This window comes from Arcobacter sp. F155 (assembly GCF_004116455.1).
In the GTDB taxonomy this organism is placed as follows: domain Bacteria; phylum Campylobacterota; class Campylobacteria; order Campylobacterales; family Arcobacteraceae; genus Halarcobacter.
Map to the genome: position 1 here is coordinate 1 of NZ_PDJU01000010.1, position 22322 is coordinate 22322.

At 27.6% G+C, this 22322-nt stretch carries 19 protein-coding genes and 1 pseudogene; 5 read left to right on the forward strand and 15 right to left on the reverse strand.

Annotation, left to right across the window (positions count from 1 at the left end):
* Positions 1-205 precede the first annotated feature (205 nt).
* Both CRV03_RS10635 and CRV03_RS10640 read left to right on the forward strand, forming a co-directional pair.
* Positions 206-1558, forward strand: a complete 1353-nt coding sequence (locus tag CRV03_RS10635; RefSeq protein WP_164968653.1) for a bifunctional diguanylate cyclase/phosphodiesterase — start codon at positions 206-208, stop codon at positions 1556-1558.
* 90 nt (positions 1559-1648) lie between these two features.
* On the forward strand, positions 1649-1825 hold the full coding sequence (locus CRV03_RS10640) for a DUF1653 domain-containing protein (RefSeq protein WP_129085122.1): 177 nt from the start codon (positions 1649-1651) through the stop codon (positions 1823-1825).
* A gap of 12 nt (positions 1826-1837) precedes the next feature.
* Here the strand turns inward: CRV03_RS10640 and CRV03_RS10645 are convergent, their stop codons facing one another.
* The 10 genes and pseudogenes from CRV03_RS10645 to CRV03_RS10690 form a co-directional block, all read right to left on the reverse strand.
* On the reverse strand, positions 1838-2239 hold the full coding sequence (locus CRV03_RS10645; protein WP_129085123.1) for a hypothetical protein: 402 nt from the start codon (positions 2237-2239) through the stop codon (positions 1838-1840).
* Between the two features lie 3 nt (positions 2240-2242).
* Positions 2243-2557: a hypothetical protein gene (locus tag CRV03_RS10650; RefSeq protein ID WP_129085124.1), complete on the reverse strand. Its 315-nt coding sequence runs from the start codon at positions 2555-2557 to the stop codon at positions 2243-2245.
* A 65-nt stretch (positions 2558-2622) separates the two neighbouring features.
* Positions 2623-3471: a hypothetical protein gene (locus tag CRV03_RS10655; RefSeq protein ID WP_129085125.1), complete on the reverse strand. Its 849-nt coding sequence runs from the start codon at positions 3469-3471 to the stop codon at positions 2623-2625.
* Positions 3472-3678: 207 nt separating this feature from the next.
* Complete coding sequence (cydB, locus tag CRV03_RS10660) at positions 3679-4812, reverse strand: cytochrome d ubiquinol oxidase subunit II (protein WP_129085126.1); 1134 nt, start codon at positions 4810-4812, stop codon at positions 3679-3681.
* 1 nt (position 4813) lies between these two features.
* The gene (locus CRV03_RS10665; protein ID WP_129085127.1) at positions 4814-6340 is read right to left on the reverse strand and encodes a cytochrome ubiquinol oxidase subunit I; all 1527 of its coding nucleotides are present in this window, start codon (positions 6338-6340) and stop codon (positions 4814-4816) included.
* A 2-nt stretch (positions 6341-6342) separates the two neighbouring features.
* Positions 6343-6552, reverse strand: a complete 210-nt coding sequence (locus tag CRV03_RS10670; RefSeq protein WP_129007500.1) for a DUF4492 domain-containing protein — start codon at positions 6550-6552, stop codon at positions 6343-6345.
* Between the two features lie 692 nt (positions 6553-7244).
* Positions 7245-9638, reverse strand: a pseudogene (locus CRV03_RS10675) (methyl-accepting chemotaxis protein); the annotation flags it as partial.
* A 77-nt stretch (positions 9639-9715) separates the two neighbouring features.
* Positions 9716-10522: a DUF1853 family protein gene (locus CRV03_RS10680; protein ID WP_129085128.1), complete on the reverse strand. Its 807-nt coding sequence runs from the start codon at positions 10520-10522 to the stop codon at positions 9716-9718.
* Complete coding sequence (locus CRV03_RS10685) at positions 10522-11280, reverse strand: fructosamine kinase family protein (protein WP_164968654.1); 759 nt, start codon at positions 11278-11280, stop codon at positions 10522-10524. Before CRV03_RS10685 ends, CRV03_RS10680 begins: the two co-directional genes overlap by 1 nt.
* The gene (locus tag CRV03_RS10690; protein ID WP_129085130.1) at positions 11280-11627 is read right to left on the reverse strand and encodes a hypothetical protein; all 348 of its coding nucleotides are present in this window, start codon (positions 11625-11627) and stop codon (positions 11280-11282) included. The genes CRV03_RS10685 and CRV03_RS10690 overlap by 1 nt, the downstream gene beginning before the upstream one ends.
* A gap of 106 nt (positions 11628-11733) precedes the next feature.
* On the opposite strand from CRV03_RS10690, the gene CRV03_RS10695 reads away from it, so the two are divergent.
* Together CRV03_RS10695 and ligA are read left to right on the forward strand one after the other, a co-directional pair.
* On the forward strand, positions 11734-12447 hold the full coding sequence (locus CRV03_RS10695; RefSeq protein ID WP_164968655.1) for a class I SAM-dependent methyltransferase: 714 nt from the start codon (positions 11734-11736) through the stop codon (positions 12445-12447).
* A gap of 17 nt (positions 12448-12464) precedes the next feature.
* Positions 12465-14411 carry an NAD-dependent DNA ligase LigA gene (gene ligA, locus CRV03_RS10700; protein WP_129085232.1) on the forward strand — a complete coding sequence of 649 codons (1947 nt, stop codon included), beginning with the start codon at positions 12465-12467 and terminating at the stop codon, positions 14409-14411.
* Positions 14412-14418: 7 nt separating this feature from the next.
* On the opposite strand, the gene CRV03_RS10705 is transcribed toward ligA, so the two are convergent.
* From CRV03_RS10705 to CRV03_RS10715, 3 genes are read right to left on the reverse strand one after another with little or no spacing between them, the layout of a single operon-like run.
* The gene (locus tag CRV03_RS10705; RefSeq protein WP_129085132.1) at positions 14419-14991 is read right to left on the reverse strand and encodes a PleD family two-component system response regulator; all 573 of its coding nucleotides are present in this window, start codon (positions 14989-14991) and stop codon (positions 14419-14421) included.
* Complete coding sequence (locus CRV03_RS10710) at positions 14991-16793, reverse strand: HAMP domain-containing sensor histidine kinase (protein ID WP_129085133.1); 1803 nt, start codon at positions 16791-16793, stop codon at positions 14991-14993. Before CRV03_RS10710 ends, CRV03_RS10705 begins: the two co-directional genes overlap by 1 nt.
* Before the next feature lie 16 nt (positions 16794-16809).
* Positions 16810-17595, reverse strand: a complete 786-nt coding sequence (locus tag CRV03_RS10715) for a phosphate/phosphite/phosphonate ABC transporter substrate-binding protein (RefSeq protein ID WP_129085134.1) — start codon at positions 17593-17595, stop codon at positions 16810-16812.
* A 210-nt stretch (positions 17596-17805) separates the two neighbouring features.
* Between CRV03_RS10715 and CRV03_RS10720 the strand changes: the two genes are divergently transcribed.
* Positions 17806-18279 carry an acyl-CoA thioesterase gene (locus CRV03_RS10720; RefSeq protein ID WP_129085135.1) on the forward strand — a complete coding sequence of 158 codons (474 nt, stop codon included), beginning with the start codon at positions 17806-17808 and terminating at the stop codon, positions 18277-18279.
* Positions 18280-18305: 26 nt separating this feature from the next.
* On the opposite strand, the gene CRV03_RS10725 is transcribed toward CRV03_RS10720, so the two are convergent.
* A complete protein-coding gene (locus CRV03_RS10725; RefSeq protein WP_129085136.1) occupies positions 18306-19895 on the reverse strand; it encodes an ABC-F family ATP-binding cassette domain-containing protein in 1590 nt (529 codons plus the stop codon).
* A 120-nt stretch (positions 19896-20015) separates the two neighbouring features.
* The gene (locus CRV03_RS10730) at positions 20016-22298 is read right to left on the reverse strand and encodes a methyl-accepting chemotaxis protein (RefSeq protein ID WP_129085137.1); all 2283 of its coding nucleotides are present in this window, start codon (positions 22296-22298) and stop codon (positions 20016-20018) included.
* Positions 22299-22322: the final 24 nt, after the last annotated feature.

Below are 22322 nucleotides of genomic sequence, written 5' to 3' on the forward strand. Positions count from 1 at the left end.
TAAAATCTGCACTGAAAGATTTACCTCTTCCTCTTGCCATATCTTTCTCCTAAATTATTCAATTTATTTTATCTTTTAGGAATTTAAACTTTGTTGTTTATGTCTTAATATTTAGTGGCATTATAATCAAGAACCATATGAAGCAGTGATGCTAAGAAAAGACAAAACAACTTTTCCAGCAATAATTAGAGGAAAGAATATTACTTTGAATAATGAAGTAATTCGTATCTCTGCAATTATTGATATAACTAAGATAAAAGAAAAAGAAAGAGAAATATCTAAACTTGCTTTTTATGATTCTCTAACATCTTTACCAAATAGAACCTTGCTTAAAATAAAAACAGAAGAACTTATTTCTAATAATAAAAGAAATTTAGATTATTGTGCATTCATTTTTATTGATCTTGATCACTTCAAAACTATAAATGATACAAAGGGTCATCTTACAGGAGATATTATTTTAACTCAATGTGCGAAGAGACTTGAAAAACTAATAAAAAGAGAAGACATTATTGGAAGATTTGGTGGAGATGAATTTATTATACTAATTAATACTCATAATAAAAATAATATAGAAGCAAAAGAAATTATAAAAAAAATTGCAAAAAAAATTCTAAATACAATAAAAGAAATTTTTACAATAAATGATGAACAGTTTCAACTTAGTGCAAGTATTGGTATTGCTATGTTTAATAAAGAAATTTCATTCCATGAACTACTAAGAAGAGCTGATACTGCAATGTATTCTGTAAAAGATAAAGGAAGGGATGATTTTTGTTTTTTTAATTCTAAACTCCAAGAAACAATAGAGAGAAAAGCTATAGTATTACAAAGATTAAGAAAAGCTATACATGCAGAAAAAATAGATATCTATTTTCAAAAACAAGTAAACTCAAACAATAAAACTATAGGAGTAGAAGCACTTGCAAGATGGAATGATAAAAAATTAGGACTTGTAAGTCCTAGTGAATTTATACCAATAGCTGAAGAAAGTGGATTAATTATTAAATTTGGTTACTATCTGATTGAAAAAGCAGCAAAGGTTTTATATGAATGGAAAGAAGATATAATTAAAAAGTATTGGAGAATATCTATAAATGTAAGTCTTACTCAATTTCAAAGAGATGATTTTGAATATTTAATAAAAAATACTATTTTAAAATATAATATAAATGCAAATCTACTTAGGTTAGAAATTACAGAAAGTATTCTACTAGAAAATGCAGATAGAGCTTTAAAAAAGATAGACTATCTTAAAAGTTTGGGATTAACAATTTCTATTGATGACTTTGGAACTGGTTATTCTTCATTAGCTTATTTAAAAAAAATCCCAATAGATGAGTTAAAAATTGATAAATCTTTTATTAATTCTATTGATACAGATAAAAGTGATGAAACAATAGTATCAGCAATTCTAGAAATAGGAAATCAGTTTGGGTTTGAAGTAATTGCAGAGGGAGTTGAAAATATAGAAATATACAATAAACTTTTAAGTCTAGGTTGTAAATATTTTCAAGGCTATTATTTTGCTAAACCTCAGAAAAAAGAAGAATTATAGTATAAACTTCTATTACTCCCTAAATAACTTATCCTAAAAAATAGTAGAATCAAAATGTTTATGTTATGATTCTTAAAAAAGGATTAGTAAGTGAACAATAAATATACCTACAAAGGTAATAGCTACTATATTTTAGAAGATAAAGTTAAAATCCAAATCGATGATGTTTGGGTAGAAGGTGTTTTATACACAACCGATGATTGTGAGTACAAGTTTGTAAGAAGCAAAGAAGAGTTTTACTCAAAATTTAAAAAAGTAGAAGAGTAGTTTTAAGATAGTTTATCTATCCATTAAAACTTCTGCTTCACTTCTAAGTTTTTTATTTAAAAACTTTTTTTCTCTATCAGAAAATTTTGAGTTACTTTTTTGTTTAGTTTCTTTATAAATTTTCTGCTTTTCTGGTTTTTCTTCTACTTCTTTTGAAACAGTATTGTTTTGTTTAAAAAGTGTTAATAATATATATGCTGACACACCTATATTTAGTAAAATCACAAACCATTTTATAGGAAGAATATAATCTAGATATTGAGTTTTTTCAGTCAACTTCAAATATTCTATAATATCTGCATATATCCACTGAGATAACAATACAGTTGAAAGTAATAAAACTACAAGGGTAAGTCGCTTTCTAAACTTATATACAAGTGTCCAAAATATTGCTGATTTAACTTGTCTAAACATACATTACACCAAAAAATCAAGTCCAAGTAATGCCAATGCTCCAACCAAAGTTGTATTTTTCATAGTATCTTTAATTTTTTGTTTTTCGGCTGTTAACATTACTTCAATCTCTTCATCACGATAATCATCAAATGACTTATGTCTCATTGCAAGTTCAGCTTTTAAATTGATTACTGCTTTTTCTTGTATTTTAAAATCTATTTTTTCTTTTACACTATCACTTTTTATTTTGGCATAATCATAAGATTTATCAAATTGTTCTTTTGTAATATTTACCAAGTTTTGTGATGATGTTTTAAACTTTTCAATTAGTGCCATTATAATACCTTATTATATTTATAGGTATCGATTGTAGCGTAAATACTTTTAAATGATTAACTTCATTAAAACTTATATGTTAATACAACTGCCATTACTTTAGTATCTACATCATCTCTATTTTCAGGAAGCTCTTTTCCATTTTGAAATGAGTACTTAGCAATAATATCAAAGTCTTTAAATTTCTTACCAAAACTTAGCATATAGGTTTTATCTTGCTGCATAGCATGATGTTGTACTTTTGTTCCATCATCTAAAACTGTAAAAATTCTCTCTCCAAAAAAAGCGCCAACACCAGCTACATAGCCTTGATAGTTTGCTGCAAATTTTATACCAGTAGTAAAATAGTCTTTGTCTTTAAATACATAGCTTCCATAAGTTTTACCATCAATATCAATCTTTTTAGCAATAGCAGTTGCTCTTAGTTTGATATCTTCTATTTTAAAGCTTTTTGAAATAGCAAAATCATATTGCTTTACATCAAAATCTTTATAGTCACTTTTGTATGCATTTAATGAACTACTTAAACCTTTAGAGAACTGATAAGTTCCACCTAAACCATATACTTTCCCTTGGTCTGTTGGTGCTAGATTATCTATAATTTTTATATAACTAGTCTTTAAAGAAAAAGTGTCATTTATTTTATAGTTATATTTAATACTATATTTTTCTACATCCAGAGATTTCAAATTTACATTTGAAATAGAATGCTTTCTAATAACATTATCCCCTTGATAAGATAAGTCAATTTTATGATTTGACACCTTATGTGAAATACCTACAGTTTTAACATTTCCATCTTTTTTTGTCATAGAGTTTTTATAGTCTTTAAACCCATACTCATAAGAGATACTAGTATTATTTGCATATAAAAGACCACTTACAAATAAAAAAGATAATATTGTTTTCTTCAAATTTCAATCCTTTTTTTGCAACTTAGTTGCATATTTTGAAGAATTATAAGTAAAAACTATTTAAATGCAACTTAGTTGCATAATTAAAACTTATTTGTTTATATTAAACTTTTTTAGATTTCTTAAAACCATTCTATATGAAAAATAAATAACCACAGACCATAAACAAAGCCATATTATCGAACTTAAATATTCCATCATTTTTCCTTAATAATTGTGTGCATGAGGATCTTCTATCTCCTCTTTTGTGATTTTCACCTTATCCATTTGATACCAAACATAAGTTATATATGCGATTACAAAAGGAACCATCAACGATACATATGACATTGCAGTTAAAGTATAGTGACTTCCTGAACTATTTTGTATGGTAAGTGAACTTTGTAAATCAAAAGTTGAAGGATAGTAAGCTGTATTATTAAAACCAACATTTAAAAATAGTGCCATTACAGTTAACACAATCCCTACTCCACCTGTTTTAATACAACAGGTCATATTAAGATGAATTGTTGCAAAAACTGCAATAATAACCATCAAAACACCAACAACAAACATACCTAAAACAAATGGCATATCTAAAAAGTTTTGAAGATACTTATACTCTTGTATAAATACAACTGTATTTTCATCATAAGCAAAACCATTTTTAGTAAATAGTAAATATAAAAATATTAAAAAGAAACATAAGAATATAAGCATATCAATTTTTATACTTTTGATTGCTCTTTGTTTTATTGTTTCATGGCTTATGTTATTTATAAAATAAAGTGCTCCAGAGATTCTTACTAAAAAGAATAAGGCAAAACCTAATGATAAATTGAATATATCAGTTAAAGCTTCTAATCCTCGGAAAGGCGTTTGCCAATGGGAAAAGTTATTATCATCAACTAAAAATGAAGAACCTGAAAAAAATGTTGCTATTGCAACTCCAAGTAAAATAACTCCTAAACTTCCATTTATAAACAAGAAACTTTCATATACTTTTTGTCCTAGAAAGTTATCAGGCTTTTTTCTAAACTCATAACTTACTGCTTGAATAATAAAACAAAAAAGTATTGACATCCAAACCCAATATGCTCCACCAAAACTAGTAGAATAAAACAGAGGAAAAGCAGCAAATAAAGCTCCTCCAAATAAAACTAAAGTAGTAAAACCTAACTCCCACTTTCTACCAAGTGAGTTAATAAGCATAGTTTTTAAAACTTCATCACCTTTTGAAAGTCTTCCTATTAAGGTTTGTCCACCTTGAACAAACATAATAAAAGCAAAGAGTCCTCCAAGTAAAGATATTATAATCCACCAATATTGTTGTAGTTGTAAAAGTGTTAATTCTTCAAACATCTTAGTGACCTCCATTTGGACCGATTTTTATCTGCTTTAGCATAATTTTTATCTCTGCTATTAATAAAGCAGTAAATAAAAAGGCAAATAAGAAAAAGGTAATTTGTACATTCGTTGTTGAAATATTTGTTACAGCAACACCAACTGGCATTAAATCTTGTATAGCCCAAGGTTGCCTTCCAACTTCAGCTACTATCCACCCTGCTTCACTTGCTATGTATCCTAAAGGAATCGAAAGCACTGCACTTTTAAGAATTAATGAATAGTTCATAATCTCTTTTTTAAGTGTTAAGAATAATAAAAGAGCAAAAAGAATTAAAAACCAAGTTCCAAGAGCAACCATTAAGTGAAAAGTATAAAATGTTATTGCAATAGGAGGAACTATATCCTCTGGTTTTTCTAAGTGTCCATAGCCAAAGTACTGCATGTTTTCTTCTAAGACTTTTTGATATTGTGATGCTTTTAATATGTCATTACTTTTTTTAGCTTCTTTATAGTTTTTTAAAGCCTCTACTGCAATTTTTCCTTTATCTATTTTTGATTGTGCTGATTCGATATTGTATTTTTCATTTCCATAAACTAAATCATTAAGTCCTGGAACAAAAGCATTTATATCGTGATAACCTAAAAAAGATAGTGCATAAGGAGCTTCCAATTCAAAAAGAAAAGGCTCTTCATCGTTTGTTAGAGTCTTTTTAGGATTTAATACTCCTATTCCTACAATTCCAGCTTGTTCTTTCCCTTCATAAAGACCTTCCATCGCTGCTAGTTTTACTGGTTGTTTAAGTGCAACTTGATGAGCTGACTCATCTCCTGTAAGAATAATAAATATAGAAGAAATCAAACCAAAAGTAGCTCCTACAATCATAGACTTTTTGGCAAAAAGAACTTCTCTTTTTCTAAGTAAATACCAAGCAGAAATTCCTACTACAAAAAGTGAAGCAACAATATATCCACTTGTAATTGTATGTAAAAATTTAGAAATAGCAACGGGAGAAAATAAAACATCCCAGAAGTTATTCATTTCATTTCTTACAGTATCAGGATTGAAAGTCATACCTACTGGATACTGCATCCAACCATTTGCAACTAAAATCCAAAGTGCACTTAAGTTTGAACCAATTGCAACTAACCAAGTTGATAAAAGGTGAAAGCCCTTTGAAACTTTATCCCAACCAAAAAACATCACTGCAAAAAATGTTGACTCCATAAAGAAAGCCAATATTCCTTCAACAGCAAGGGGAGCTCCAAAAATATCTCCAACAAACCAAGAGTAGTTTGCCCAGTTTGTACCAAACTCAAACTCCATAATAATACCAGTTGCAACTCCTATTGCAAAGTTAATTGCAAAAAGTGTCATCCAAAATTTTGTAGTCTTTTTCCAAAACTCATCACCTGTTTTAACATAGATTGTTTCCATAAATGCAATGATAAATCCAAGTCCTAAAGTTAAGGGAACAAAAAGCCAATGATAAATTGCAGTTAATGCAAATTGAGCCCTTGACCAATCTACTAATTGCTCTTCCATTTCTATTCCTTTGTTATATTCTTATAAACAAAATCTATTTTTTCTTGTTCTGTTATATATTCTGTTTTTATATTTTTATCATGTATAAAGTATTTCAAAAAGATTAAAATAACTGCAAGTTTTATGAAAACAATTTTCCATAAAGTTTTACCTAATGTCATATTTTTAAAGCCATCAATATACATAAATAAAAAGTTTTTACATTTGTTCATCTTATAATCCTATTATAATATAGACTTATATTGGAATTATAATAAGATAAAGTTAATTCTTTGTTAATTTTATTATAAGTTAAACTTATACTAGACAAGAACTATTAAATAAATAGTTCTTATTTTGAAGATTATTTTCTAAGTAGTTGTGTATTTAGTTTTAGGATATCATTTAAAGAGTTGAATACTTCAGTTGTAGCATCTTCTATTTGTGCAGCTGCTGTTTTAAGTGATTTATTATCAACTCTTGAAGCATTTAGATTTATATAATCTTGTACTTTACTATGGACTAGTTCATGCTTTTTCTTTAAGATTTTCCACTCATTTGAGTGTACAAAATCTCTTTGTTCTGTTTCGCAAGTTAGTACCCATTTTCCTAGGTTACAAGATTTACAATCAGTTACCGTACAAGTCTCAAATTTATCTAAATCATCAAAGAACTTTCTTTTGAAATTGATATGGTCATTCTTATATTTTGATACTTCTTGAATAAGATTAATATCATCAACCATATCATAATACTTATCATCTATTTGCGCTTGAGACGTGATTCCTAACAGTCTAGTTGAAAGGTTAGCAACCTGTTTTGATAGATTGTCAATATTTGATGAAGTAGTTGCATTTTTTTGCGTCATTTGATCAAGTAAATTTACAGCATCATTAATTTGAACCATTCCTGTTTCTTGCTCTTTTATTGCTGAACTTACACTATCAATAATACCTCTTGTTTGTGAGATTTTATTTGATAAATTGTCATATCCAACAATCATTTCATCAGCAATTGTTTTACCCTCATCTGATTTAGTACTAGCTTCCTCAACTAATGTTTTTATCTCCCTTGCAGCTTCAGCAGATCTATTTGCTAGGTTTCTTACTTCACCTGCAACTACTGCAAAACCTTTTCCGGCTTCACCAGCAGTAGCAGCTTCTACAGCTGCATTTAGTGATAAAATATTTGTTTGGAATGCAATCTGGTCAATAACAGAAATTGCTTCATTGATAGCACTTACTTTTTCGTTTATTTCATCCATAGAAAGTGAAGTTTTATTAGCTAAATCATTTCCTTCTTTCGCAGTATGGTCAAGCTCACCTGCAATATTAAGCATCCGGCTTACATCATTTGAGCTTGATTTCATATTACTTGTTATCTCTTCTACAGCTGCGGCTGTTTGTTCTAAACTTGAGGCTTGTTCATTTGCACTACTTGAAAGCATTTGAGATGATTGAGTTAAAGTTCTAGTATTATGTTGTAACTCTTCTCCTGCATTTGTAATCATAGCTATAAGCTGAGATGTAGATTGTCCTAAAAGAACAGAACCAGTCGAAAGTGTACCAAAGTCACCATACATACCAATCTTTTCTTCATCATTTAATCTAAAGTTGTATTTACCCATCGCATAGTGGTCAAGAACTTTATTTATATTATTTACTTTTTGTTTTGTATAAGTAATCATTTTATTGATAATCTGTTTTAAAGACTCAACTTCACTTGTAGAAGCTACTTCATGTACTTTGTATTCAAAGAAACCATTTGAAACTTTACCCATAACATCAGAGATTTCACTTACTACTTTTTTATCTTGTTCAATAGAAGCTTCAATTCTTTTGATTTTTTCATTCATATCTTTTGTCATTAAAGCAAACTCATCACTTCCTTTTACTTCCATAGGATGAATATGCTCTTTTTCTCTAATAACATACATAAAGAAATCTTCAAGTCCAGATTTAAAGTTTTTTAAAGACTTAACAATAACTCTTGTCATAAAAATACTTATAATAAACACAATAACTAACATGATAATATTAAATGTAACCATCATAATAAAATCAGCATTTAAACTAGAGTTTTTCTTATCGATATATTTTTTAATATTTACAGCTAAACTATTTGATAAAGAGTTGAAATAATCAATTCTATTTGAAGAAGATAAAAACCATTTTTCAGAATCTACTCCATACATATTTGAACTTAATAGATTAAGTGATTTTATCGCTTTTGCATCATCTATTTCTATCATAGAGTTTATCTCTTTGATTGGTTTATTTAAAGAGTGTGCATCCATGATATCTAAAGAACTAGCCAAGTAGTTGTCAAAAACTCTTTTTATATCTTTTAAAAGTCTTTTCTCTTCTTTTGTTGTATTAGGAAGTCTTCTATATCTATTTAGCTTTCGTGAAACAGAAGTGTGAAATTTTTGAATCTTGTTCATCTTATTTTCATCACCACTTAAAACATAGTCTTTGAAATTATGAATTAAACCACCATATCCTAGATATGCTTGTACTTCTGAAATAAGTTTGTCTTTTTGACTTTTGTTATAGATAATATTTCTAAAATCATCTACTTGTTTACATTCATCACAAGTTGACATTTTTTCTATTAATTCTAATTGTTCTTCTGTAGCAACTTTTTTAAAAAGTTCTAAAAATGTTTCTTGGGCAACAACTGATGAAGTAAAATTAAAATAATCATCATTTGACAATTGTCCCTTTTCAAATACTTCTCTTACAACTCTTCTTTCATTTGTTGCTTTTTCAATAATATTTGCAATAGAGATATATGCTTGAAGTTTCTTTGATAACTCTCCATCATTACTATAACTTAGAATTTCATCCATAAAAGATAGTATAGTATCGATAATCGAAGTATAATAAACAATTAAATCTTCATCACTAATAGAAATACTATCAACTTTATTTCTTGTTTCTTGTATTGAAGTCAACTGCTTTTTTAGTGTATCTATTTTAGTGATTACGTCATTTCCATATTTAGAAGAGTCAAACTCTTTTAAATACTCACTTAAGATATCAATTTTAGTATCCGTATCTTCTCTTAAATTTAAAAGTTCACTTTTTTTGTTTTTTCCATAACTTGAAATAAATATTAAACTAACTTCTCTTTCTTCTTGTAATGAACTTAATACCTTATTTGAAAGAATTGTAAACTCCAAATAGCTTTTAGTGTTTACCATTGAGTTTTTTTCATCTAGTTTACTAAGAAGTATGTCTGCACAAAGGAATATGATAGTTAAAATAGGAAGTGTCAAAATAAGTAAAATCTTATTTTTTAAAGAGATGTTATGCATAAAGTTTTACCTTAAAATATTATTTTTAAGGTGACATAGTAGCTTTAATAAGTTACAAGGTGGTTACATATATTATTTTAATGCCAAAAGCTTATAAAGAGTTGGTAGATAGTTTTATTATTATTTACCCAAACTAGTGGTGATTTATTGTGTTTATGGAAAAATTCTATTTCTAAAAGAGCTTCTTCATAGGATATAAACTCTTGATTTTGTACTTCAAAAACAACCCAATCATATCTATGGAGAAAATAAAAGGAACACTTCTTAAAAGTTATATCATTTTGAAAGTCATCAAAACCTATATAATAACCTCTTATACTATCTTGGAATTTTATTTGTAAGTTTTTTTCATAAAAAGGCAAGTAAATATTTGCTTTATAACAAACCTCTTGTTTAAGATTAGTTAAATCAATTCCTTCTAAATACTCTTTTGTACTCTCTTTAAAAAGTAGTGGTAATTGTTTATCTTTTAGTTTCGTTAGTTTTCTAATTAAGGTATCGTTTTTATTTGGACCAATATATCTATCAAGCTCTTTTTCTAATCTTGCATCATAAAAATAGTATTTATATATTAGTTCAACATGTTTAAAACAGTTTTCTTTTTTATCAAAAACTATGAAATCCAACTCACCTAAGGTATTTTTATTTTTGATTATTTGAATATTTTTTTTAAGAACTTCATATCTGTTACTTAGATTTAAATAGTGTTCAAAAAAGTACTCTACTCTTTTTCCTAAAGGAAGTTTAGTATCAATTCTTATATTTTCTATTTTTAAATCTGAAGTATCAATCTTCTCAAAAGAGAACTGCTTCAAAGTATAAAGTTCATCAAAAAGAACAGGTGTATTATAAAAGCCTAAAAACTGCTCTTTTAAACTACTCATTATAAATCATCAATTAATTTAATTCTATCTCTACAATCTTCTAAATAAGTGATTCCAAAAAGATTATAGTGATTTAAATAGTGGTATAGATTATATATCTCTTTTCTTGTCTCAAAATCTTTTTCCAATGGGTACTCTTTATTATACTCATCATAAAACTCTTTTGAAAAACCACCAAACATATAAGTCATAGCAACATCAACTTCTCTATTTGCAAAATGAACAGAAGGGTCCATTAAATATATATTTTTATCTATATCATTATAAAGAACATTTCCATACCATAAATCACCATGCACTATAGAGGGATGTTTCGTATGTTTATTCAAATAAGAGATTAGTTTCTTTTTGTTTTTTTCTAATACTGATAAAAAATCATTTTTAAGTTTTTCATTCTCAATTAAAGACACTTGATACAGCAATCTATACTCAAAGAAAAACTCTCCCCACTCTTTAGTTAAAATATTTTTTTGATTTGCAAGACCAATGAAATTATCAATTTCAAAACCATAGTTTTTGAACTTTATCTTATGAAGTTTAGCTAAACCTTTTCCAAGTTTCTTCATATTGTTTGTGTCAAAATCTTTTATCAAAATTTTTTGAAGATGTAGTTCTCTTTGTGTAACTTTATATATTTTAGGAACAAAAATTTCTTTTATATTATAAAGGTCTAAAGATTTTCGTAAAAGCGTTAAGCCTTGCGCTTCTCTTATTAGAGATGCGTTATTTATCATGTGTTCTTTTATAAAAATAGACACTATTTAAGCCTGTTTTTCGCTAGTTCTATATCACTTTTATATTTGTAAATCATATAATCGATTAATGTACTTCCTCTATTTTTTGAAAAAAATGATAGCATTTCAATAATTCTATATGACATTCTAAAAAATGCAGTAAAAGGAATAAGATAAGTTACTAAAGTTTCATATCTTCTATATGGATAATATAAGTCAAACTCCATTTTCAGTTCAGTTAAAATTTTATTCTCTTCTAATAATTGTTCTCTTGACTTTTGATTCATTGTTCTAATTGCAATAACTAAATTTATAAAAAACATTAATAGGTTTAAATTCCAACCTAAAATAAATATCTCTTCATACGACAATTCTACTTACTCCCATATTTATTTCGGTTATTTTAACTAAATACATATGTGTTTATTCTTTTACATAAGTTCTTTTTGTATAATACATTTTTCAAAAAGGATTTACTTGAAACTATTAGAAGAAAATATTACTCAAACAATAAATGAATCATATTTAATAGAAACACTAAATTTAAATAATAAAAAAATATTAGAGCTTGGTTGTGGAAATGCAAACATGACAAAAATGATTGCACAAAATGGTTTCGATAGACAAATCATTGCCTGTGAAGTAGATGAAATTCAACATGAAAAAAATCTAAAAGAAAATATAGATAATATAGAATTCATTTTAGCAGGAGCAGAAGATATTCCACTAGAAGACAATTCAATTGATTTTGTTTTTATGTTTAAATCATTTCATCATGTCCCAAAAAATATGATGCAAAAAGCATTAAGTGAGATAAAAAGAGTTTTAAAGCCAAATGGTATTGCTTATATTTCTGAACCACTTTTTCAAGGTGAACAAAATGAACTTATAAGATTGTTTCACGATGAAGAACAAGTAAGAATTGATGCCTTTGAAGCTATAAAAGAAGCAGTAGAAAAAGAAGAGTTTAAACTATTTCAAGAAATCTTTTTTCAAAGTGAAGTTACATATGAAAGCTTTGAAGATTTTGAAAATAAAATGATGAATGTAACTTATAATGATAATAATATAGATGAAACTTTACGAAAAAAAGTAGAAGAAAAATACAAAAGCTTGGGTGTTAAAAAATGTAGTAATGAAAAACTAACATTTTTAAAACCATTCAGAGTAGATATATTACAAAAGGTATAAAAAATATGGAAGAAACAATCACACAAGAAGAATACAACAACAATATCCAAACACTTATTTCTTGGGCACATGCTTATTATGTAGAAGACAATCCAATTGCAACAGATGAAGAGTATGATAAGTTATCAAGAACTTGTTTAGCTTATGAGCAAACATACCCTCAAAACTCTCACCCAAACTCTCCTAATAAAAGAGTTGGAGGAATGGTTTTAGAAGGTTTTGAAAAAGCCTCTCACCTTTCAAGAATGTGGTCTCAAGAAGATGTGTTTGATACACAAGAGTTAATAGACTGGATAAATAGAGCTAAAAAAGTAAATACAAACTTAGAGTTTATGTGTGAACCTAAGTTTGATGGGGCTTCATTAAATCTTATTTATGAAAATGGAGTTTTAAAACAAGCAATTACAAGAGGTGATGGATCGGTTGGAGAAGATGTTACAAACAATGTAAAAACTATCCACTCTATTCCACTTCAAATAGAAGAAAAAGGCCTTTTAGAAATAAGAGGTGAAGTTGTTATAAAAAAAGCTGATTTTGAAAAAATCAATGAGCTTAGACTAAAAAATGAAGAACAACCCTTTGCAAATCCTAGAAATGCAGCTTCAGGAAGTTTAAGACAACTAGACCCAAGTATTACTGCTTCAAGAAAACTATTTTTCAATGTTTGGGGAGTAGGACAAAATGATTTAGAGTTTAAAAGAATCTCTGAAAAAATGGATTATATCTACTCTTTAGGTTTTGTAAAACCTCCTTTACAAGTAGTTGTAAAAGATGTGGAAGGTATAGAAAAAGTTTACCATGAGATAATTGCTTCAAGAAATAATATTCCTATGATGCTTGATGGAATGGTTGTAAAAATTGATGATATAGAAACACAAGAAGAGTTAGGATATACAGTTAAGTTTCCAAGATGGTCTTGTGCCTATAAATTCCCAGCAGTTGAAAAAACTACAAAAATAAAAGATATCATTCAACAAGTTGGAAGAACAGGTGTTATCACTCCTGTTGCAGTAGTTGAGCCAACACATATTGATGGAAGTATGGTTGAAAGAGCTTCTTTACACAATTATGATGAGATAGAAAGACTTGATTTAAGAATCAATGATGAAGTTATTATTATCAAAAGTGGGGATATCATTCCAAAGATTACAAAAGTATTTCATGATAGAAGAGATGGAAGTCAAGAAAAAATATCTAGACCAACAAACTGCCCAAAATGTGATAGTCAATTACATGATGAAGGTACTTTAATAAAGTGTCAAAACCTAGATTGCCCAAGTATTGTTACAAACTCTATTATCTACTTTGCTAGTAAAAACTGCATGAATATAGATGGTTTAGGAAACAAGATTGTAGAACTACTTGTGAATGAAAAAAAGATTTATGATATCTTAGACTTATACTCTTTAAAATATGAAGATTTACAAGACCTAGAAGGGTTTAAAGAAAAAAGAATCTCAAACCTTTTAAATGCTATTGATAAAACAAAAGGAACTGAACTACATAGAGTTATAAATGCTTTAGGAATCGAACATATTGGAGAAGTGGCTTCAAAACAAATCTGCTTAGAGTTTGGCTTAGAAGTTATAAATATTGATTTAGATTCTCTTATTGCCCTTGATGGAATTGGAGAACAAATGGCTAAGTCTTTTGTTGATTTTATGAGAGTAAACCATGATTTAGTTACTAAACTTATTGAAATAATTAACCCAAAAGTTGAAGAGAAAATTGAAGTAAGTGAAAATGCTTTTAAAGGCAAAACAGTAGTTTTAACAGGAACTATGAGTAAAAGTAGAGGTATTATTAAAAAAGACCTTGAAGCTTTAGGAGCTAAAGTTAGCTCATCTGTATCTAAAAAAACTGACTACCTTATTTACGGTGAAGATACAGGAAGTAAATATGACAAGGCAGTTGATTTAGGTGTAAATACTCTTACAGAAGAGCAAATGTTAGAGATGATTTAATTCATCTCTAATTTTTATTATTTACTATATCTTCATCAACTAAATTTTGTAAATCAATTAAACAACCATCTAAATCCATAATATCTTTATAATGCAAGTCTAATTCATCAATCATACTATTTATTTTGACTTGTTCTTGATAAAGCTTATCCTTCTCTTCTAAATCTTTTTTATGTTGTTTGTTTTCATTAAAAAGCTGAAGATATACACTTAGCTTTGAACAAAAAATCTCATCATCTATTGGTTTAGAGATAAAGTCAATTACCTTTGAAGAACTAGAATAAGCTCTTCGCTGATGTTCTAAGTCATTGTAAATACCTGTTATTAACATCACTGGTATGTCTTTTGTAGCTTCCACTTCAGATAGATATTTTACAAACTCAAAGCCATCAACTCCTGGCATTTGAATATCACTTAAAATTAAATCAATATCATTTTTCATTATATGCAATAAAGCTTGCTGTACATTTGAAGCTTCTAGTATTTCAATATTATCAAAACTACTTTCAATAAGTAATCTTAATGAATAAATATTATCTGCAATATCATCTAAAATTAAAACTTTAAAATTATTATTCATTACTTATCCTTTATTTGTTTTATTATTTCTTTTGAATCTAATGTTTTATCTATAGTTTCAAACTTAGATAAGCTATTAGCTATTTTGTTTTTATCAACCAACAATAAAACCTCTTTCTCTTCTATTTTTTCTATTTTTTCTATATCTTCATTTTCAACATCAATAATATAAAAGTCATAATTTTTTCTTTTTTTAGACTCTATAAAATCATCTATACTATTAACTTGTTCTACATTAAGATACTGATTTAGTCCAACTATAATTTTAAACATATTTATAGGGTTTTTATTTAAAATTAAAACTGTTTGTGTTTTTTCTTTTATATCTAAATTATCTTTTTTATCTATATTTTCAAGGGCTTTAATCTCTTCTTCATTTTTAGCAATAAAAACTCTAAAAATACTTCCTTTTCCAAAAACACTTTGTACTTTAATATCTCCACCTAATAAAATACTTAGTTCTTTACAAATTGCAAGACCTAGTCCTGTACCTCCATATCTTCGTGAAGTACTCTCTTCTGCTTGTTTAAATCTATCAAAAATATGTTCTAATTTCTCTTCTTTTATTCCTATACCATCATCTTTTACAAGTATTTCAACAAAGTTATTTTTATCTTTTACTTGCACTTCTATCTTTCCTTTTGCAGTAAATTTTAAAGCATTACTTAAAAGGTTTTCAACTATTTGTTTGATTCTTTGTTTATCATTATGAATAAACTTAATTGAGTCTTCAACTGAAACTTTTAGTTCTAGATTTTTATTTGTAACTTGTGGTTTAAAAATTTCTGTTATATCCTTGATTAAAAGTTTTAAATTTATATCCTCTTTATTAAGAATAATTTGATTTGCTTCAAGTTTTGAAATATCTAAAACATCATTGATTAAATAAAGTAAATCATGTCCACATTTGTTTATCATATTTAGATTGTAAACATCTTTTTCACTTAGATTTTCTTCTTTATTTCTTACCATTACAGAACTAATTATATTAATAGAATTTAATGGTGTTTTTAACTCATGACTCATATTTGCTAAGAAATCATCTTTTGCTTTATTTGCAATAATTAACTCTTCTTTTTGTTCTTCTAAGTCCTTAGTTAATAGTTTTAATTTCTCTCTTCTTGTTTTTAAATCAAACTGCATTTTATTTAATGAGTTTGCTAAAACTCCTATTTCATCTTTATTGTTTTTATAAGGTATTTCTGGTGTTTTTGTTTCACCAATCTCTTTTGCTACATCTGAAAGATTTGTTAACATTCTTGTTAATCTAGAACCAATTAAATAAGAAAGAAGCGTTGAAAATAGTATTTCTATAAAAATAATACTTAGAGTATTTCTAATATTTTTTGAAATAAACTGTTTATTTTCTGAAGTATCAAAAACAATATAAATACTTCCTAATTGCGTCTCATCCTCTTTTATCTCTTTATATCTAATCTCATAGTTTTCATCATCAATTTCATATTTAAAATCTTTTTCAAATGTAATTAACTCATCTAAAGAAAAGTGCTTAAAGTTATAGACTTCTGATAAGATTTTTTTATTTGAATCTAAAACTACAATAGAATCAATATGTCTTAACTCTTCTGTTTTATATAAAAGATTATCCATAGTTGCTAAATCATAAATACTTAATGGAACTTTTAACATCTCTTCTAGAAAAGTTATATTAGATTCAATTTGCTCTTTAATTAGTTTATTAGAAGAGTTATTTATTGCTATGAAGTTAACTGATACAATTAAAACAATAAAAAATACTTCTAAAAGTACAAAAGATACTATGAACCTATATTTAAATGACATGTATGTCCTTTGTCAATTAATTTGACTTTATCTCTTTGATTACTTCATACTCACTTGAATCAGTAACAATAAACTTCTTTATACTTAAAATCTTTTTTAAATCTTCTGGCATATCTAAAAATGCTTTTTGTAGTTTTTCTATTATATCTTTATCTACTCTTGGATGAGCAGCAATTGGGTGACTTGGATATGCATTTGTTTTATAAACAATAGATATTTTTTCTTTATCATTCTTATCTTTAAAATTATTGTATGTTCTAACTATTCCACCACCTACATCACCTACTTCTCTAGCAACTCCTTTGTATACTGAGTCATGTGAGTTTACATATAAAACCTTTGCTTGCTTATCAATATCAAAGTTATATAGTTTTCTTAACTCATATTTTGTTAGTAAAGTTGCTGCAAAAGCATTTGGTGCAGGAAATAAAAATGTCTTATCTTCTAAGTAATTACTCTTTAAACTAAAGTTTTTATCTTTACTTAATAAAATACCTTCAATTTGTTTATTTGCTCTTGTAAAAGCCTCATAGTTTTGCTGTTTATTAGCAACTATAAAATGATATGGATTCATATAGGCTATATCATATCCACCAGAGTATAATACCTTTTCAAAACTAGGAATAGACCTTTCAGTTTTAAATATTACTTTTATGCCAGTTTCATCATGTAGATACTGTGTAATTTTTTTCCATTTTTTAGAAAGTTTCAAGGGACTTTGTTGTGGTACAACACCCAAAGTAAGTTCAACTGCAAAAGCACTTATACTAAGAACTAGTAATAAAGCTAAAACTCGTTTCATAAGACATCCTTTTAATATATTAACACTATTATAACACTTAATAGTATTCAAAAAGTATTAGAAGAATATCTTTTCCCAAAATTTTTTATAAAAGTAAAATGTTACTTTTTTATATAGTTTTTTATATATCATAAAAAAAGTTTATAAATCCCTCTTTTATTTTTACTTTATTTCATATAATAAGATTAGTAAATTATATAAGGCTATAAGATGAGTAATAGAAAAGACAAATCATTAACAATGACTATGCTAATGACACCAGATAAAGCAAATTTCACTGGAAATACAGTTCATGGTGGAGAGATTTTAAAAATGCTTGATCATGTAGCTTATGCGTGTGCGGCGAGATACTGTGGAACATATGTTGTAACACTTTCAGTTGATATGGTTTTATTTAAAGACCCAATTAAAATTGGTTCATTAGTAACATTCCATGCTTCAGTTAACTACTCAGGTAGAACATCAATGGAGATTGGAATCAAAGTAATTTCAGAAGATATAAAAGACCATACTTTAAAAAATACAAATGTTTGTTACTTCACAATGGTTGCAGTTGATGAGGACGGTACTCCAGTTCCTGTACCAAAACTAGAACCTGAAACAGAAGATGAAAAAAGAAGATATAACGATGCTTTAAAAAGAAGAGAGTTTAGAATGTCTTCAAAACACTCTAAAAGTCATTAATTATTTTTTATGAGAAAAGAAGCTTCTTAAGCTTCTTTTGACTCAATATATTCTTCGTAAGTTCCCTTGAAATCTACAATAGAACCATCTTCTTGAATCTCAATAATTCTATTTGCATAAGCGTCTAATAACTCCCTATCGTGAGAAACACAAATCACAGATCCTGGATATTCTAATAATCCTTCTCCAAGTGCAATAATAGCTTCTAAGTCTAAGTGGTTTGTAGGCTCATCAAGTACCATAAAGTTTGGTTGCTCTAACATAATCTTAGATAACCACATTCTATGTTTTTCTCCCCCTGAACAAGACTCAACTTTTTTCTCTTGCTCTTGACCGTTGAATAACATTCTTCCTAGACAGTTTCTAATCTCATTGATGTCTGCATCTCTATCGAAACCTCTTAACCAATCATATAAAGTCATATCACCTTTGATAATATCAGTTGCATTTTGTGGGAAGTATCCATTTTGAATAGTTGCACCCCAGTGAACTTCACCAGCATCTGGTTTAATATTACCAACTAAGATTTCACATAGTGTTGTTTTACCAATACCATTTGGTCCAATCAGTGCAATTTTATCACCTTTTTCAACTGAGAAAGAGATGTCATTTAATACTTGCTCATCATATGATTTAGAGATATTTTTAACAGTTAGTAACTCTTTACCAACTTCTCTTTTTTGTCTAAAGATAATTGAAGGGTCTCTTCTACTTGAGATTTGGATTGCTCCCATATCAAGTTTATCTAGTTGTTTTTGTCTAGAAGTAGCTTGTTTTGCTTTAGAAGCATTTGCTGAGAATCTAGCGATGAACTTTTCTAGTTCTTCTTTCTCTTTTTGCTTTTTATTCATATCAGCTTGTGCTTGTTTAGCTAATACTGTTGAAGCAATATACCAATCATCATAAGTACCAGTAAACTCTCTAATTTGCTTATAATCAACATCTAAGATGTGAGTACATACTGCATTTAAGAAGTGTCTATCGTGAGAGATAACTACCATTGTACCATCATGGTGTTGTAATTGATTCTCTAACCATCCAATTGTTTCGATATCTAAGTTATTCGTAGGCTCATCTAAGAATAATACATCAGGTTTTGGATATAAAACTTGTGCTAAAAGGATTTTGAATTTATCTCCACCAGTTAATGATGACATTAAATCAGTTTGTTGAGATGCAGGGAAACCTAAATCTTCTAAAATCTTTGTAATTTTTACATCATACTCATATGTTGGGTCTTCTTCAACGCAAACAATTTCTAACTCTGCAAGTCTGTTATTTACTTCATCAGTAAACTCTGGACTCATATATAATTCTTCTTTTTCTTTTATTGCGTCATATAATCTTTTGTTTCCTAATAAAACTGTATCAAATAAAGAATACTCTTCATATGCAAATTGGTTTTGGCTTAATGTTCCAACTTTTTTACCATTTTGAACTTGTACTTCACCTTCTGTTGCTTCATCTTCACCAGAAAGAATCTTAAGAAAAGTAGATTTACCTGCACCATTTGCACCGATAAGACCGTATCTTTTCCCTTGATCTAGTTTTAAATTGATATCTTGAAATAACACTCTTGGTCCGAATGCTTTTTTAAGATTTACTACTTGAACCATAAAATTAACCTTTTTGTTCTTGATTTTGGGCGATTATATCTAAAGTAAACTATAAATACATTTAGAGATTTTTATAATCTCTATTTATATAACTTTAGAGGAGAGAAAAGGTGGAAAAGCTTAAAAGCTTTCCCACTCATCATCATCTTTTGTATTGTTTGCAGTTATTGTTTTTGTTTGTGATTGTACTGAGTTGGTACTCTTTTTTGTTTCACTTTGAGAAATAGTACTCTTTGTTGTATTTGCTTTTACAGGAGTAGCTTGAACTGTTTTTTGCTTTGTAGTTTTTGTTTTGTTTGAACCGATATTTATATTATCTTTTCCATCAAACTCTTTTTTATTTGCATCTTCTACAATATCCTCAGAGATTTTTGCAGTTTGTGTTGCAATATCATATGTTTGTGTTGCAACTGAAGCATTCTCTTGAGTTTGTTTATCTAAAGAGTTTACAGCATCATTAATTTGTGAAATTCCTACTTGTTGCTCTTTAGAAGCTGATGAAACTTCATTTATAAGTTCAATTGTTTTAGAGATATTCGTATTTAATTGAGAATAACCTTGAATCATCTCTGTAGAGATTGTTTTACCCTCATTTGCTTTTACATTTGCATCTTCTACTAAAGTCTTAATCTCTTTTGCTGCTTCAGCTGACCTTGAAGCTAGGTTTCTAACTTCTTGCGCAACTACAGCAAAACCTTTACCTGCTTCACCTGCTGTTGCTGCTTCTACAGCTGCATTTAGTGAAAGAATATTTGTTTGGAATGCAATTTGGTCAATTACAGTAATTGCTTCATTAATTGCTCCAACTTTTTCATTTATCTCATCCATTGAAGCAGTTGTTTTAGTTGCTAAGTTTTCACCTGTAGATACAGATGCAGTTACATCACTTGCTAAGTCTGACATTTGATGCATTTTTTCAGAGTTATTGTTAACTGTAGATGTAATCTCTTCTAATGCTGCTGCTGTTTCTTCTAAAGAAGCTGCTGCTGTATTTGAAGCATTGTTTAGATTATTTACATTTGATAATAACACTGAAGATGAATCTTGTAAGATAAGTCCATTTCTTTTATTATCTTGTAGCATTTTTGTTGTTGCTTCACCTAGGTTATTTACTCCAAGAGCAAGTTTTTCTAAATGCTCTTTAATACCTTGACTATCAACTTTTGCTCTAAAGTCAAGATTTGAAAAGCTTTCTAATACAGCTAATACTTTACTAATATTTGTTTCAAGGTTATCACCCATTTTATTAACAACTGTTAATAATTCACTTAGACCTTGATTTCTAGTTGAAACATTAATTCTTTGAGATAAATCACCTTGTTCAAATTCGTGCATTACTTGAACTACTTGATTTATAACATTTTTTTCACTCTCTAATTCAAGTTCAATATTTTTGATATTTTGGTTGATTACTTTAGACATAGTTCCTACTTCATCTTTTGAACTATCATCTAAAAGTTTTACACTATCAACTTCTTTATTTAAATATCTAAAGAAGTCTTCTAAACCTTCTTGGAATGCATAAATACTTCTATTAAGTCCATTACTAATATAGAAACTAAATACCAATACTAAAATAATAGAAATAACAATTAAAGTGAAAATCATAATTTTGATTTGAGTAAATTTATCTTCAATTGCCTTTAAAATATCTTCAGTCATTTTTGCATGCATTTTTTCAGTTTTATGAATTGTAGCTCTCATTTGTTTCATAATACCATCATTTGAAGTAAGACCTTTTTTTACTTCTGCATCAATTAATAATAAAAAGTCTTTTTTATACGTTTTAAGATTTTCAACTCTTTCAGGTGTCATCAAAGTAGAAGAAGCCAATAACTTATCAATTATAGATTCAAACTTTTTTACATACTTTAAATCTCTTCTTAACATGAAATCTTTTTCTTGCTTTCTTAAATCATAAACTATAGCAAGAAGTTCACTATTGTTTGATTTTTTTGCTGATTCTTGAACCTTATGAACAGAAGCTCTTAAACTTCCATATAGCCCATCTTTAGGATTAAGCCCTATTTGCTGTTGTAATGTAACTAAATCTAAAAAAACACTTTCATACTCTTTTACATAAGCTAAGAACGTTTCAATATCTTCTGTTGCAATATCTTGTTCTGTTAAATCTTTTAAAAGCATTTTTTCATTGTTTTCTAAGTCATTAACAGTCTTTACAAATTTATCTTTGTATTTCAAATCTTTTCTAGCTAAAAAATCTTTTTCATGCTTTCTTAACTCATAAGCATTTGAACTAAGTCTTTCAACTAAAAGTTGACTTTCTGCTAATACATGAAAATCGTGAATTATTTTATTAACAAAAAAAGCAGTTAAAAGAAAACCAAATGTAGAAACAGAAGCTATGATAATAAGCTTCATTTTGATAGTTAAATTTTTCATCTATTCCCCTAAGAAATCAGTTAT